This window comes from Candidatus Nitrotoga arctica (assembly GCF_918378365.1).
In the GTDB taxonomy this organism is placed as follows: domain Bacteria; phylum Pseudomonadota; class Gammaproteobacteria; order Burkholderiales; family Gallionellaceae; genus Nitrotoga; species Nitrotoga arctica.
Genome location: NZ_OU912926.1, coordinates 2,315,623 through 2,331,654 on the forward strand (window position 1 = coordinate 2,315,623; position 16,032 = coordinate 2,331,654).

At 44.2% G+C, this 16,032-nt stretch carries 10 protein-coding genes; 3 read left to right on the top strand and 7 right to left on the bottom strand.

Translation table 11 applies throughout. The features are described from left to right. Positions 1-41 precede the first annotated feature (41 nt). The 6 genes from MKZ32_RS10605 to MKZ32_RS10630 form a co-directional block, all read right to left on the bottom strand. Positions 42-1,163 carry a DegT/DnrJ/EryC1/StrS family aminotransferase gene (locus MKZ32_RS10605; RefSeq protein ID WP_239797238.1) on the bottom strand — a complete coding sequence of 374 codons (1,122 nt, stop codon included), beginning with the start codon at positions 1,161-1,163 and terminating at the stop codon, positions 42-44. Further along, a complete protein-coding gene (locus MKZ32_RS10610) occupies positions 1,160-1,531 on the bottom strand; it encodes an SMR family transporter (RefSeq protein ID WP_239797239.1) in 372 nt (123 codons plus the stop codon). Before MKZ32_RS10610 ends, MKZ32_RS10605 begins: the two co-directional genes overlap by 4 nt. After that, positions 1,528-3,174, bottom strand: coding sequence for a glycosyltransferase family 39 protein (locus tag MKZ32_RS10615; RefSeq protein ID WP_239797240.1), 1,647 nt, complete (start codon positions 3,172-3,174; stop codon positions 1,528-1,530). Before MKZ32_RS10615 ends, MKZ32_RS10610 begins: the two co-directional genes overlap by 4 nt. Before the next feature lie 492 nt (positions 3,175-3,666). Continuing rightward, positions 3,667-5,028: a PEP-CTERM-box response regulator transcription factor gene (gene prsR, locus MKZ32_RS10620; protein ID WP_239797241.1), complete on the bottom strand. Its 1,362-nt coding sequence runs from the start codon at positions 5,026-5,028 to the stop codon at positions 3,667-3,669. 4 nt (positions 5,029-5,032) lie between these two features. Beyond that, the gene (gene prsK, locus MKZ32_RS10625; RefSeq protein ID WP_239797242.1) at positions 5,033-7,129 is read right to left on the bottom strand and encodes an XrtA/PEP-CTERM system histidine kinase PrsK; all 2,097 of its coding nucleotides are present in this window, start codon (positions 7,127-7,129) and stop codon (positions 5,033-5,035) included. A gap of 18 nt (positions 7,130-7,147) precedes the next feature. Then, positions 7,148-8,509, bottom strand: coding sequence for a TIGR03013 family XrtA/PEP-CTERM system glycosyltransferase (locus tag MKZ32_RS10630; protein WP_239797243.1), 1,362 nt, complete (start codon positions 8,507-8,509; stop codon positions 7,148-7,150). 211 nt (positions 8,510-8,720) lie between these two features. Between MKZ32_RS10630 and MKZ32_RS10635 the strand changes: the two genes are divergently transcribed. After that, positions 8,721-10,001 carry a nucleotide sugar dehydrogenase gene (locus MKZ32_RS10635; protein ID WP_239797244.1) on the top strand — a complete coding sequence of 427 codons (1,281 nt, stop codon included), beginning with the start codon at positions 8,721-8,723 and terminating at the stop codon, positions 9,999-10,001. Between the two features lie 283 nt (positions 10,002-10,284). Next, positions 10,285-13,068: an XrtA/PEP-CTERM system TPR-repeat protein PrsT gene (gene prsT / locus MKZ32_RS10640; RefSeq protein WP_239797245.1), complete on the top strand. Its 2,784-nt coding sequence runs from the start codon at positions 10,285-10,287 to the stop codon at positions 13,066-13,068. A gap of 162 nt (positions 13,069-13,230) precedes the next feature. Here the strand turns inward: prsT and MKZ32_RS10645 are convergent, their stop codons facing one another. Further along, positions 13,231-13,905 carry a PEP-CTERM/exosortase system-associated acyltransferase gene (locus tag MKZ32_RS10645; protein WP_239797246.1) on the bottom strand — a complete coding sequence of 225 codons (675 nt, stop codon included), beginning with the start codon at positions 13,903-13,905 and terminating at the stop codon, positions 13,231-13,233. A gap of 775 nt (positions 13,906-14,680) precedes the next feature. Here MKZ32_RS10645 and MKZ32_RS10650 point away from each other — a divergent pair. Further along, entirely contained in the window at positions 14,681-15,451 is a 771-nt protein-coding gene (locus MKZ32_RS10650; RefSeq protein ID WP_239797247.1) for an N-acyl amino acid synthase FeeM domain-containing protein, read from the top strand. Positions 15,452-16,032: the final 581 nt, after the last annotated feature.

A 16,032-nucleotide genomic window follows, 5' to 3' on the forward strand; every position in this document is an offset into this window, starting at 1 on the left:
TTTAAGATAATGCCAGCAGCATAGTGCGTGCTCTGCGCACGCTAATTTTTCAATACTTCACACATCGCAACGCACGTGCGTTCGACATCGCTTTCACTCATCGCCGCAAACATTGGCAATGAAACAATCTGACGCCCAATACGCTCTGCAATTGGGAACATGCCTTCCTTAAAACCCAGTGCTCGATACAGTTTGAATAGGTGAATAGGCGCGTAGTGATAACCGATGCCGATGTTCTTGTCTTTCATATGCGCCATAAAATCGGCACGGTTGATACGCTCCGGTAGCACTACCTGAAACAAATGCCAGTTGGTATTTTCAAAATCAGCCGGAGGTAATTGCGCGCCAGTTTGTATCTCAAAAACTTCACCGAGTGTATCGAAATAATGCCGTGCCAATTTACGTCGTTGCGCGGTGAAAACATTTAATTGCGCAAACTGCCCTAAGCCAATGGCGGCAGCGATGTCGGTCATGTTGAATTTACCGCCCAGCACGTCCACTTCAATGCCGTCGTAGCCGCTCCGCGTGACGCCTTGCAGCCGATATTTTTCGGCGAGTGCGGCTTCCTCTGCGTTGTTCAGCACCAGACAGCCGCCTTCAGAGGTAGTGATATTTTTGTTGGCCTGGAAGCTAAACGAAACGAAATCGCCGAACGAGCCGATGGGCTTGCCTTGCCATGTTGAACCGATGGCTTGCGCGGCATCTTCGATTACGCGCAATTTATGTCTGGCAGCTATCTTATAGAGATGATCCATATCCACCGGTTTGCCCGCCAAATAGACCGGGATGATTGCCTTGGTACGCGGCGTAATCGCCACCTCAACCTCATCTAGATCAATGTTACGTGTGACCGGGTCAACGTCAGCGAATACCGGGGTTGCACCGACTTCGAGTATGACATTAGCGGTAGCCACCCAGGAAATGGGTGTGGTGATGACTTCGTCACCCTGTCCTATACCCGCAATACGCAGGGCGATTTCCATCGTGCAAGTCCCGGAGTTGAAGGTGCGTACAAAACGTCCACCGAAATACTCAGAGAGTTGCCTCTCGAATTCCTGTACCTTGGGGCCACTGGTAATCCAGCCGGAACGCAGGGTTTCCGCTACACCAGCAATAGTAGCCTCATCAATTGATGGGCGAGAAAATGGAAGAAATTCGTTCATGCTCGAGAAATAATGATGACACCCAAAATTATAACGCTGATGCCGGCCACTTTAGCCGGGTTGATTGATTCGTTAAAAAACCACCACGCTACCACTACATTTACTACGTACCCCATGGACAGCAACGGATAAGCAATGCTGACCTGCACGCGTGATAGCGCCAATATCCAAATCACCACGCTAAGCACATAACAGGCTATTGCTCCAATGATGTGAGGCTCGGTGGCAAGACGCACACCGATTGGTAAGACATTGCTGCGACTAAATTCGAAATAGCCAATGCTGTTGGTACCGGCCTTGATCAAGAGCTGCGCAGCAACATTGAGCATCACGCCAGCAAAAATCAAACCAAAACTGATCAAGTTCATGGTTTGATCACGACGATATATTGTGTATCCTCGAAAATAATCTTCATTGCCAAGCCTTGCTGTTGAAGTTGCGGGTATAACTGAACCGGCATAATCGCCAACGCTGCTGGTTGCTTATCCCATATTTTCGCGAAGCTGACGGTGTCTGGTATCCAACGCTGCGGCTCCTGCATAATACCGAATGCCATTTCATTCTGATAGTCAACTAAGGTGAAGGTGCGCTTCAGATAAAACGGCAGAGTCTGCTCGTAGGTGCCTACCGAATACAATGGGATATCGGGCTTGACATAGGGACGGATTGACTCGGCAATATGGTACGCAGAACGCCATCTGGCCACTGTATTATGCCCGGATAAAACAATTTGTGCCCCAATCAAAGTGCTTAATGCCACCACCAGTACCGCCAGAGATTTTTTTCTGCGTACCAACAATATCATGCCGGAGATCAACCCAAACAAATAAACCAGTGCTGCCACCGCGGCCCAAACTGCATAATTGCTATACATTTCTATTTTTAGCGGGGTTTCTGTCAGCTGTGCTGTAAACGGTGCGAACCCCAACGTCACCACCGGCACCAGCAAGACGGGGACGAGTTGCCACAACAATACTCGTTCCCGTATCTCGGCCAGACGTTTACCCATTAACAATGCCAGAGCCGGAAACATCGGCAGCAAATAGGACGGTAGTTTTGATCCGGATACCGAAAAAAAGACATAAATGAATACCACCCATATCATTAGAAAGCGTTCCGAGTTAAATGCCGTGCCGATATACGTGGTATTTTTCCAAGCACGTAGCAAGGTATCAAACATTAAAATAGTCCATGGCAACATACCTGCCAGCAGGATGGGAATAAAATAGTACCAAGGTTGATAACGCCCCAAATCCTTGGTAGAAAATCGCGTGTAGTGCTCGTAGATGAAGAAACGCTCGAAGAATTCTGGATTTGCTTTCATCACCAGAATGAACCATGGGGCAGTGACAAGCAGAAACAGTAATAGCCCGGTCACTAGATTAAGACGTTTCCATGGTGTCAGATCGCGTTGCAACACAGAATAAATCACCAGCGCGGCAGCTGGCAGTACCAGCCCTATCAGCCCCTTGCTCAATACTGCCAAACCCAATGCCATCCATGCGCAATAGAGCCAATTGCGCCGGGTGCGCGTATCTGCCTCGGCCTGCTGACCAAGTAACAGGCCGACAATACCAAGGGTTAAGAAAAACGTGACACCCATATCGAGCGTATTGATGTGCCCGATCACCGCATACAATAAACTGCTGCCAAGAATCAGGGCTGCATACTGTCCTGCCTCGCGCCCGAATAAACGTACACCGGCAAACCACACCAATAACAAACCCGCAAAACCGGTCAATGCAGGCCACAAACGTGACGTCCAATGATGCTCACCAAACAAAGTATATGCAGTCGCAGTCGCCCAATATTGTAGCGGAGGTTTCTCGAAATATTTCAGATTGTTCAGGCGTGGCGTTACCCAGTCACCGCTCACTACCATTTCGCGCGGAATTTCGGCGTAACGTCCTTCGTCTGGCTTTATCAACTTACGGTATTCCAAAGTACCAAACCAAATTACGACGACCATTAGCAATAGCCACCACCAGCGTTTTGCATCCATCTTTGCCATTAATGCACCAACTTTCGTGGCAGCAGCAGTAGTGAGATACCGGTCGAAAAAGAAATGCCGACGATTTTTAACAATTGATCAATTTTCATTACCGCTCCAAGTATGTCGCTGGTCAATTCAGACTCCATTCACCAGATTTATGGGAGAACACCCATGTCTTAAATATCAGTTGATCGATTTTTTATTCGTAAGTAAAACAATGAGCCGGAGGTCTAATTTTTTATGAACTATACCTGGGTGTCAATTTTGTGTTCCCTATAGCGGGGAGATAGAGCGGGCTAACTGGCTGTTGATACAAAATAAATCTTACCTAAGCGATAAATGACCCAACAATTAAAAAGAAAGGTATAAATTAAAGTTACAGGGATACTACTTCGTTGAGACTTGCCCTTCTAAAAGCACTCCCTGAAATATTTTATTCTCTCCAGATAATCGATGTAGCATCAAAATACAAGCCATAAATTAAATCTTCAGCTATATCCGCAACTCTTCTTAAGCTTTGCTTACAATACCATGACGGCTTATTAAATCGTAGAGTGTTGGACGGCTGATACCGAGCAATTCGGCCGCCTTGGCAATATTGCCATTTACTCTCGCCAGCGCTTTCACCACGGCATTGTATTCAGCGTCATCACGTACCTGTCGCAAATTAATTGACTCTATCATTTTGGGGGAAGTCGACAGACCAATATCGTCAGTGCTTATTTGAGAGCCTTCAGCCATGATGACGGCACGCTTGATGCAGTTTTCCATTTCGCGCACATTACCTGGCCAAGAGTATCCTTCTATCATGGCCAGAGCTTCCTGACTGAAGTTTAGTGAAGAACGCCCCTCCTTTACGCTAAATTTGTTTTTAAAGTGGTGCGCCAATAACGCGGCATCGCCCACACGCTCCCGCAGTGGGGGAATAGTGACTGCAATCTCGCTTAAACGGTAATAAAGGTCTTCGCGGAAGCGCCCTGCAATACTCAGTTCTTTGAGATTACGATGTGTTGCGCAGATAATCCGCACATCAACAGGAATTTCCTGACGCCCTCCTATTCTCTCGATTACCCTTTCTTGTAAAAATCGAAGAAGTTTCGCTTGTAGAAGCATGGGCATATCCCCTACTTCATCAAGAAAAAAAGTGCCTCCATCGGCAAGTTCAATTTTGCCTAACGTCTGTTTGGCGGCTCCGGTAAACGCTCCCTTCTCGTAGCCAAACAACTCGCTCTCCAGAAGATTTTCCGGGATTGCAGCGCAGTTGATTGCCATGAAGCGCTTCTCCTGCCGTGGGCTCATCTGGTGCAGTGCTCTCGCTAACAGCTCTTTGCCCGTTCCGCTATCACCCAACAGCATTACCGAGGCAGAGGATGGTGCTACTTTCTCGATGCTACGGCACACCTTCAACATGCCGGGATCCCGACTGATAATAGTTGATAAGGGGGAATCCGCCTGAATCTGTAAAATTCTGCGATTCTCCTGTTGCAGAGCGTGCAAATAAAATGCACGTTCAACCACCAAACCCAGTATCTCCGGGTCAAACGGTTTCTGATGAAAATCATAAGCACCCATGCCAATCGCTTTCACCGCATTGGCATGATCCTGATTCCCTGAAAGTACAATCAGCTTGGTGTCAGGGGCTAGCGCAAGGATCTGTTGCAGGATTGCCAATCCTTCCGAAGCACCATCGGGATCGGGAGGAAGTCCAAGATCCATGGTGACAACCGCCGGTTCATGGCGTCTGACCTGCGCCAGCGCGCTTTCACGGTCTCCCGCCAACAGTACTTCATAAGCATCAAAATTCCAGCGCAATTGTTTTTGCAAGCCAAGATCATCTTCAATAACAAGCAGCTTTTTTTTATCTTGATTCATGGAATTATTCCTGCCGTGACACGGCGTTCTTAACATCATCGACATGCATATGAAAAGGTAAAATCACTCGGAAAATCGTGCCGGTATTTTGACAACTGGAGACTTCAATCTGACCACCCAGTTCATGGATATATTCACGACTCTCAAACATACCAATTCCCATACCTGCCGATTTTGTAGACTCAAATGGCTTGAATAGTCGTTCACGAATGAACTCTTTGCTCATGCCTTGACCGGTATCTTTGATTTCGACCACCACCAAAGCCTCCTGCTTCGAAATACAGATTGTTACTTTGCCATCCTTAGGTGTGGCTTCAACAGCATTCTGAATAATGTGGCCAATCACTCTCTCAAGGCGATCCCAATTAGCTACCACCATCAGGTCAGGATCTAATATTTCAAGCTCGGGCTTAGGCTCAAATACAGATTTTAACGTCAATGTCTGCCGTAATAATTTGTCAATAAAAAGCGGGGCCGGATGCTCAATGGAAGAACCTCTGCTCAATCTATGCAGAAGCAGCTTCATTTTCTGAACAGAGTAATCCAGCGTATCAAGCATATCTTTCTGAAATTCTGGATTATTCTTATGCTTTTCGACATTGGAAAGTAATAACGACAACTGGGAAACTAAATTTTTCAGGTCATGGACTATAAAAGTCGACATACGATTGAACGATTCAAACTGACGTGCAATCATGAGAGCGTTAGTCGATTCCTGTTGGGCAAGATAACTCGCAGCTTGACTACCCGCAATTTTGAGTAAATCAATCACTTCCCAATTTAACTTAATTCTACTTCTGGGCTGCGTCAATACCATAAAACCAAACAACTTTCCCAGCAGAATTAGGGGAACTATCAGCCAACCTTTAGGGAAAACTCGTAACCATTGAGGAATAAAAATTGCACCATATTTTTCAGGATTTGAATCATATTCCTGCAGATCTATCACCCACTGCTTGTTTTCCAGAAACTGACAAAGAGAACCACTTGCAGACTCAGATTCATTCGGCAAACTTATATTCCAATGAGCCACAGGCTCGCAATTGCCTGATTCCCGACTTATGAACAATACACCCCCTGGACTTTCCACGAGTGCTGCTATCGCTTGGATGGTACGTTCGCCCAGTCCATGGCCGTGTTCAGAAAGCGTACGCGTAAAGCCTAACCATTCCTCACGATAATCATAATTATAATTATAAAAATGCTTACTGATGAATACCTTAAGCCATGAACGAAAAGCTCCCGAGAATAGTATGCCAACGAGCAAAGCCACCGCTCCGAACAAAAAAGTCACTTGCATGACGGCTCCCCAGCTTCCCCCGAAAAAACGCAGGTAATAGCCAGCAGCTGACATAGCTAATAAATACAGAGCAGTGCCTAGCAGTGTTGCAGAATGAAACAAAATACGTCGCGATACTGAGATACCTAATGACCACTGAGGGTTACGTGCTGCCGACACAGCAACTAGAGGAACAATCAGGGCATTGACTGCTCCTCTGGCAGTCCAGATTTCCATATTAACTTGCCTGAACAACATAGCATCGCTATATAAATAAAAATCATAGGCAAACATCCCCCCGATTCCAAAACAGGCAAATTTTATTCCCCATCGTCCTTTAGCCGGGGTATTTCGGTAAAGCTGTTCCACCAAGAGCATGCCCATAACCGCAATTACCACACGGCCAACGATGCCCGTCATAAAACCTGTCTTTCCTTGCGGAGATTCAAGTTTCCAATAGGTATAAATGCTCACAAGTAAGAGTAAACAATAAAACGCTACGACACCAACCACATAGGGTTTTAATTTAAATTTGAAAGGAGGTAAGGAATTTGTTTGTTGGAAAGGCCCCAGTAACATTAACAGAAAGATTGACCACCCTGCATTTCGTAGAATTTCCAAAATATCCGTTAATAGCGGCAAGGAAATTCCGCTGACTGCCTGGTAAGCAATCGATGCTGCCCAAAACATGGTCAGCACGCAGGCAACCGTCAGCGCTGTCCCGAAAATACGGGCACGCCAACTGGTCAACAATAGAAGGGTTAGCGTAAAAAAAGCTATAGCGGCTATGCCATAGCTATATGCAGTGATGCTTGTCAACATTAAGGTTGTTCCATTGGGTTATCTGCTACCCTTACCCAATATAACGACCTGGAACGTATCGATCAATATAAGTACATCCAGGAATAAACTATTGTTTTTCACATAGTACAAGTCATATTGGAGCTTCTGGATAGAGTCCTCAACTGAGGCCCCATACTGATAGCGTACTTGAGCTAAGCCGGTTATCCCCGGTTTAATACTATGCCTCACGTTATAATAAGGAACTTCTTCACAAAGCTGCTTTACAAAAAAAGGTCTTTCCGGGCGTGGCCCAACGAAACTCATTTCTCCTTTAAAAACGTTTAGAATTTGCGGGAGTTCGTCGATTCTCAGTTTGCGAATGATACGTCCTACTTTCGTCGTACGGGTGTCATTTGCAGCCGCCCATTGAGGCTGCATTCCTTTCTCAGCATCATTTCGCATACTACGAAACTTCAGCACCATAAAAGTATGGCCATCCATACCAACTCGTTCTTGTTGATAAAAGATAGGGGTTCGATCTTCAAAATAAATGCACAGCGCCGTAATCAATATCACCGGAAACGAAACAATCAAAATAATAGTGCTGGCGAATAAATCAAAAATTCTTTTAATAAAAGATCGTAGGAAACTCTGATCAAACCCGCCACCGAAAACTAACCAACTTGGTTGAAGAGAATCCACCCTGATCTGGCATGCTTCACGCTCAAAAAAAGACGCTGCATCGGTCACTTTAATTCCATTTAATTTACATACCAATAACTCCTGAATGGGGAAACTTTCCCCTCGCCGATTATTTACCGCGACAATGACCTCATTCGCGTTATATTTGTTTGTCAAACTTATTAAAGAATTTCCAGTCGGTAAAATAGTAGACGGTAGAATACAGCTTGCTTCCCCTGGCAACTGAACAAAGCCAACGATATTATATTTATGGTAGCTAATATTATGCATGGCCAGCTCACCGCATTCCTTTGCCAGAGTACCGCACCCTATAAAAATAATTCGTGACTCCAAATACTTCAACTTGAATAATTGATAAAAAATAGTCCTCACCAATAAAATCAAAAAAACAGCAATAACAATTACGATACCTAAAATACCGCGACCAATATAAATATCTGGCACTATATAAAATGCCAAAGTTATGATGCCGAATCCCAAGGCAAAAGAAGGCATGAGTCGGAGAAAGGTATTTCTCATATCCTCTCTGTAATTGTGTTTATACATGCCAAAAGCACTCATACTGAAAACCATCACTAATGCAAATGCACATGCCGTCAGGAAAAAATTCTCCATCTTGACGAAATATGGAAAGTTACTATCAAAGAACCGAATAGTCGCCCCAAGATAAACCGAGGCCATGAAAACAAGAGTTTCAACAAAAAGCAGAATGGACACTATTTTGGAGACATAGTGATTGGAAATTCTAAACAACATTAAATTTACTCCAAAAATTTGCTGATATTTTAAACCACGCTCACATCATATCGACTTTTATAGCAAGAACATTAGGGATGTTGATAAGCCGATAATTGTGAGAATAAGATTGAAGCTTTTCAGCATATCTGCTAGATTCAAAAAATTATGATAATAGCAAAGTGAGTTTAGTATGGGCATTGTTGCCGTAGTTGGGCTTGGCTATGTAGGTTTACCTCTGGCTGTAGAGTTTGGAAAAAAACAGCGAACTATCGGGTTCGATCTCTCCGCCACCAAAATCGAAAGCTACAAACGGTATATTGATCCTACTGGAGAGTTGTCAACCGAAAACCTGCAAGCGGCCATCCATCTTACCGTCAGCTCCGACCCATCCGAGTTATCTCTTGCCGACTATATTGTAATCGCAGTTCCAACACCCGTAGATAGTGCCCATCAACCCGATTTTTCCCCTCTTGTTGGCGCCAGCGAAACAGTTGGGAAGAATATGAAACGCGGCGCAATCATTATCTATGAATCCACCGTTTACCCTGGAGCTACTGAGGAAATATGCATCCCGGTTCTGGAAAAGAACTCCGGTATGGAATGGAAAAAAGATTTCCACATTGGGTATTCTCCAGAAAGAATCAATCCCGGCGATAAAGAACGTACTCTCACTTCCATTGTAAAAATTGTATCAGGGGATGATACAAATACTTTGGAGAAAGTAGCAAAGCTTTACGAAACCATCATCAGTGCCGGTGTGCACAGAGCATCCAGCATTAAGGTCGCAGAAGCAGCAAAAGTGATCGAAAATACCCAACGTGACCTGAATATTGCATTAATTAATGAATTGGCCATCATTTTTGACAAGCTTGAAATTGACACACTGCAGGTATTACAAGCCGCCGGCACTAAATGGAATTTTCTTCCATTCCGTCCTGGCTTAGTCGGTGGACACTGCATTGGCGTAGATCCTTACTATCTTACCCACAAAGCAGATATGATTGGCTATCATCCCCAAGTGATACTGGCCGGACGCCGAATAAATGATGGAATGGCCAAATTTATTGCGGAAAAAACAGTGAAGGAAATGATCCGGGCCGGCCTCAATGTAAAAGGCTCAAAAGTGAACATACTCGGATTGACGTTCAAGGAAAATTGTCCTGACCTGAGGAATTCGAAGGTCGTGGACATCATTCACGAACTTCGGTCCTACGGTGTAGAAGTACATATCCATGATCCTGTAGCAACCGTCAAAGACGCTCTTCACGAGTATGGCTTGGAACTTAAAACTTGGGAAAACTTGCCACGCGCAGATGCACTCATTGCCGCAGTTTCACACCGTGAATTTCTTGCCAGACCTCTTACCGACTTTCAAACAAAAATTGTTTCAAATGGCTGTTTTATAGATGTAAAATCTCATTTTGATCAGGCCGCGTTGCGTGCAGCCGGCCTTAACGTCTGGAGACTCTAGAAAAAAGTAATTTGTCTCTGGATATGGCTCGTAGTTCGTAGTGGTAACACTTAAATAAGTACCAGATAAACAATAAAAATAATCTGCTAGAAATCCGCTCATCCTTCGACAGACTCAGGACGAACAGATTTTTTCTTCTGCGAAAGATTGAAAGTTGATTACCCACCATAATAGAACCATTAAAATTTAAGACCTTGTAAGAATTTTTGCACGTTGCTCCCACATTAATAGCGTTGCTGTTTTATCAATTTAAGCCAAAATGAGATCAAAAGGAACGAAAGTTATGCCAAACATAAACAGGAAAAAAATCACCGTTATTATAATTTTTGGAACGATCCTGTTCATAGGTGGCGTTACCGCCTGCGGCAAAACGCAGACCTCTGAGACACTAGTTACTGAAGCCAAACAATATCAGCAGAAGGGCGACAACAAGGCAGCCATCATCCAACTAAAAAATGCGTTACAGAAGAACCCAGATGATGTCGAAGCTCGTTATCTTTTGGGCACCATTTACAATAAAACAGGAGATTCCCAATCAGCCGAGAAGGAACTCCGTAAGGCATTGAGCTTGGGCATGAGCCCCGCCAAAGTATTTCCTGACTTGAGTAGTGCCTTACTCATGCAAGGGAAATTCCAGATAGTTCTGGATGAAATAAAGCAGATCCCAGGGGAAAAAGAATCTGCTGAAATATCAATCTCACGCGGTAATGCTTACCTAGCCTTAGGCAAAGGCCAGGAAGCAAAAGAATCCTTTGAACAAGCCTTAAAGGATAAGCCGGATTTCCCAGACGCACTCATCGGGCTAGCCAGACATTCAATTATGGAGAAAAACATTGATGCCGCAACACGTTTCTCCGAGCAAGCTGTAATCAAAAACCCACAAAATACGGACGTTTTGCTTTTTAAAGGCGATCTTCTGCGTGCCCAAGGAAAAATCGAGCTCGCTCTTGCCGCTTATGACCAAGTTTTAAAATTACAGCCGGACAATAACTCAGCACATATCAACAAAGCCTTCCTGGAAATTGGTACAGGGAAATTCGATGTAGCCAAAGCAGATATTGACGCGGCACGCAAAACATCGCCGAACAATCTAACTATAATCTATGCGCAAGCTCTACTTGATTTTCGCCAAGGCAAACATGCTGCAGCATTGGAATCTCTGCAGAAGGTTTTGAGTGCAGCACCGGAGCATATGCCTAGCATTCTGCTGGCAGGAGCCGTGCAATTAGCGCTTGGATCATTACCGCAAGCCGAACAACACATTAAAAAATACTTGGAGAAGGATCCAAGTAATCTCTACGCTCGTAAATTAATGGTATCCACGTTATTGAAAAGCCGCCGGACAAAAGACGCAATCGATATGTTGTCGCCAGTGCTTAAAGTCGCACAACAGGATGATCTCCAACTGTTTGCTCTCGCAGGTGAATCATATATGCAGGCCGGAGACTACACAAAAGCGACGGAATATTTTGCAAAGGCCAGTGCACTTGCTCCAAAAGCGGCAGAACTTCACACCGCTCTAGGCTTAAGCAAACTGGCGCTAGGTGAGAACGACCGCGCAGTAGCCGAAATGGAAACAGCAGCAGCATTGGACACTAAATCACCCAAGGCAGGCGTCTTACTGGTGATGACGCACCTTCGCCTTAAGGAGTACGATAAAGCACTCGCAACAGCGAAAGCTTTTGAAAAAGAGCAGCCTGACAACCCCTTAGCTCACAACCTCAAAGGTGCTGCCTATCTGGGCAAAAAAGATAGCGCTGCCGCACGCGCGAGCTTTGATAAGGCTCTTTCCATTCAACCCACCAATTTCCCTGCTGTAATAAGCCTTACACAACTTGATCTACAGGACAAAAAACCAGAAGTAGCCAAAAAACGCCTTGAGGCTATCCTAGATAAAGATAAGAAAAATTCTCAAATCATGACTGCACTAGCCGGTCTTGCGACCTCCCAAGGGCAGATCAAGGAAGCCACCACTTGGCTGGAGACGGCCAGCAAGGAAAACCCAGATGCATTACAACCAGCCATGCTGCTGGCAGCTCATTATCTACGCATAGGTGATAAACAAAAAGCACTCACCCTCGCCCAAAAACTTCAAGGCTCCAACTCCAGCAATCCAGATGTTTTAAATACTCTGGGACAAGCCCAATTCGCCAACGGTGATAAGCCAGCCGCTTTGGCAACCTATAACAGACTTGCCGCCATGAAACCGGACTCGGCACCGGCCCAATTCCTTATTGCCGCCGTTTACATGTCAATGCAGAACCAACCAGCAGCATCAGACGCCCTCAAAAAAGCACTCTCATTGCAACCAGATTATCTGGAGGCGCAATTGGCTCTAGCTTCTTTGGAGGCCGACAAAGGAAATTATGAGCAAGCTCTCACAATTGCCCGGCAGATTCAGAAAAAAAACGGGAAATCACCCGTAGGCTATGAGCTGGAGGGTAATCTGCTGATGGCTCAAAAAAAACCAGATCTAGCGGTGAAGGCCTATGAGCAGGCATTCACTATCAGCAAGAATGGTGCGCTCATGGTGAAATTGCACGCTTCCCTAGGTCAGGCCGGTAAAGGTAAGGTAGCGGACACCCGTCTGTCTCAATGGCTAAAAGAACACCCTACCGATGAATCCACCCGAATGTATCAGGCAGGAATTTATCTCGCCGACAAGCAGAACAAAGCTGCCATCGAACAATATCAATTTGTGTTACAACAGAATTCAAAAAACATTCCAGCGCTGAACAATCTAGCCTGGCTCTATCAGCAAGAAAAAGATCCTCGCGCCTTGGAATATGCCGAGAAGGCCAATCAACTGGCACCGGATAATCCCGCGATACTTGATACCTTGGGTTGGATGCTGGTGGAGCAGGGCAACACAACGCGCGGCCTGCCGCTTTTGCAAAAGGCCGCCAGCGTGGCGCCGGAAGCAGCAAGTATCCGTTACCATTTCGTGCTGGGGTTGGTTAAATCTGGAGACAAGGCCAAGGCGCGTAAAGAGTTGGAGCAGTTGCTGGCCACTGGAAAAACCTTTCCCCAGATTGAGGAAGCGCGAGCCTTGCTAAAACAACTTTAATGATTTACCAATTCCCCTGTTCCCCTGAAAAAAATAATCTATCGAAGAGACATCGTCACACTGATCGACGGCATTAATATCTTAAGATCAATTTTGAATGGTTGTCTATACCTTTCTGCTGTAATTATATTGAGTCTGACCCCTACCAAAGGCAGCTGATTACTATGCTGCAAGTGCTAGCAACGCTTCATTGGAGTATATTTCAGAATAAACTGAGTAAGCTCTTCCAGCTGTTAAGCATGAATTTACAATGGAGTCGAAAGCATGGCTATCAGCCAGATTTAAGGCAAAAGGCATTCTGGGCCCATGGTGAATTATCGCGGGGCCAATTGATCGGGCTTGAATTCCAAACTGGTTCAGGACACGGGCGATAGAGCGGCGACACAAACAAATGACATAGCCGATTCCGTTTGCGCAACAGTACTCGCGGGCCGCATGCAACATCTTCAGCATGATCTCGGATTCGTTCTCGGAAGATTCTTTCGGCGGCTGGCCATTTCTTAACTTCTGAAAAGGACGAAGGATGCCTAGTCTGGAAAATTCGGCGGTTTGGAGATTATGTGGAAGGAATTGTGGAGAGTCAAAAGCCGTGACTTTTTGAAAGGGTAAACTTCCAAATTGATCGACCACAAGACGGAAAGTGCCTATCCAGCGGTTATTGCTATTAACGAGAAAGTGAATAGCTTTGTCGTCATAAATATCTTTTTCCATTTCATTCTTAAATCTGCCCGCCTCCTCAAATCCTTTTTCCAGACAAAAGATTTGATATCGTAGATTGTAGTGAATATTTTTACTTTCTTCAGTATCAGCCAGTACAACTTCATAGCTGTTTATCATTTTCTCGGTTCCTCCCCTGACAAGTTGAAATATAGCAAAGCAAGATTGAACTTAATACATTCCGCCTTGTTAAAAACATTTTATAAACGACAGAATAGGCTATTTTCTATCTGAAAATTATTAAGTTACTTTGCTGCAACATTGAAATATTTGTTCGGTACATGTCCAAGCTATATGCAACTTACAAACATAAAGCAAGTTTTATGCCATGAACGAATCTGAAAACAAGGATTATCAAATTCCTGCTGTAAGGTAAGGACTATAGAGAGAAATCTCTATTTTGAATTTGGATCTAAAGAACGAATACTGAAGTCTAATATTTGTTCTATAAATTAAGTGGGGTGTCCACGTCAATATTGTGATTTTGACGAAAAATAAATAAACTCTTATAAATTACAATAAATTACAACACACGCCAATTACATGTCATTATCCAAGCAATAATAAACCGTGAACTTTCATTTGTTTATCAAAAAGTTAAATGCATGATAATATTTCCCGCATTCAGGTGAATACCCCACTAAATTTATATAAGTGTCTTAATTTAGAGACACTTATATATTGTTTTAATATTTTACTAATGGAATCAAAACTTTATATTGTCTCCATATGGAGACAATATAAAGTTAAATAATATTTTATATTGACCGATATTGATTTAATAATGCCTTACAAACAAATTATTTAACACATTATTGAAGAAATTTTTGGCTTATATGTAATTAATTATGATAACTTTTAATTTAAATAACATAACTTGTGAGGTTGTCTGCCAATGACTACTCAGCTAGATTCCGAGGATCAGAATGATCAAGCCATCATTACGTTCCCATCTCCGCACCGATTGCAGGATATTTCAATCCCCAAGTTAAAACCCGATACTATTAAAGAGATTCCCTTCGCTCAGCAACAATTTCAAATTCGATTAGCAAATTCGCAAGGTATACGTGAAGCCGCCAGTCTGCTGATTAAGAAGATGTATGCTTGGCGTGGCTATGACACGGATGCCAAAGATCCCAACAAGATCACCTTGGTGACTGACTATAAAGATACTGTAGTGGGTACGCTCACTTTGGGTCTCGACTCCCCCCCTCAAGGCTTAACAGCCGATGAGCTTTATCATCCTGAGGTAGAACTCCTGCGTAGTCAGGGTAGAAAAATTTGCGACATCACACGCTTAGCAATCGACTTGGACCTCAAATCCAAAAGGGTAATGCCAGCGCTATTTCATGTTGCCTATATTTATGCAAGAAATATTCATCATTGCACTGATACTTTAATTGAGGTCAACCCAAGGCATGTGGTTTTTTATGAGCGCATGATGGGTTTTAAACGATTTGGCCCAGAGAGAATCTGTCCTCGCGTTAATGCCCCAGCAGTGCTAATGAGGCTGACAGGGTCATATATGTCCGAACAGATACAAAAATATGGCGGTCTCGGGCCAGATACCAAAAACACTAAATCGATTTACCCTTACTTCTTTTCCAGCACAGATGAACTCGGGATCACCCAACGCTTATTAAGAGATGGATTTGGCCCCACCTAGTTGTTATGAGCATATTCAGTATGGGTAAGTTCCGCAATTTTAGCTGGGTAATACAGCAAGAGCAGAATTAATTGCGCCAAAAACGGGTGGCGATAATCGGCATGGGAGTAAGCGAGGGATATCAATCCTGAACTTGACGTAATCGGCTTTACCGAAGACGTGGCGAAAGACAAAAAGGTTTTCCAGGGTCAACTATTGATCCGGCACGAATTGAACTTGACTGCCGTTCGTGCTGAGCTTGTCGAAGCATAAGAAGCCATTCACATTTCGACAAGCTCAATGCGAACGACTTCTTGGATAAACGGTGCCGGATCAATAGCTAAACGGCATGCTGTTCAGCTTGTAGGTCAGTTTAAATTGGGCAAAACCAGTCGTTATGGTTCAGGCTTTTGACCAGTAGCATTTTAGGTTCGAGTTAGGTAGCTGAATAGAAATGTGGAATAGTCAAGCGGCTAATTCAGATCAACTAATGCTATAGTTAACCAATTTGAGTTTTAAAAATAGCCGCGTTGTTTTGTCGAGCTGTTCTCAGCGCCCCTTCACAACCCTGCCTTCATTTTACTAAACTATCGGATTGACAT

Bases quoted from the DNA above. Each gene is read 5' to 3' on its own strand.
- MKZ32_RS10605 (WP_239797238.1), bottom strand. From the start codon at position 1,163: ATGAACGAATTTCTTCCATTTTCTCGCCCATCAATTGATGAGGCTACT.
- MKZ32_RS10650 (WP_239797247.1), top strand. From the start codon at position 14,681: ATGACTACTCAGCTAGATTCCGAGGATCAGAATGATCAAGCCATCATT.
- MKZ32_RS10610 (WP_239797239.1), bottom strand. From the start codon at position 1,531: ATGAACTTGATCAGTTTTGGTTTGATTTTTGCTGGCGTGATGCTCAAT.
- MKZ32_RS10645 (WP_239797246.1), bottom strand. From the start codon at position 13,905: ATGATAAACAGCTATGAAGTTGTACTGGCTGATACTGAAGAAAGTAAA.
- prsR (WP_239797241.1), bottom strand. From the start codon at position 5,028: ATGAATCAAGATAAAAAAAAGCTGCTTGTTATTGAAGATGATCTTGGC.
- MKZ32_RS10635 (WP_239797244.1), top strand. From the start codon at position 8,721: ATGGGCATTGTTGCCGTAGTTGGGCTTGGCTATGTAGGTTTACCTCTG.
- prsK (WP_239797242.1), bottom strand. From the start codon at position 7,129: ATGTTGACAAGCATCACTGCATATAGCTATGGCATAGCCGCTATAGCT.
- MKZ32_RS10615 (WP_239797240.1), bottom strand. From the start codon at position 3,174: ATGGCAAAGATGGATGCAAAACGCTGGTGGTGGCTATTGCTAATGGTC.
- prsT (WP_239797245.1), top strand. From the start codon at position 10,285: ATGCCAAACATAAACAGGAAAAAAATCACCGTTATTATAATTTTTGGA.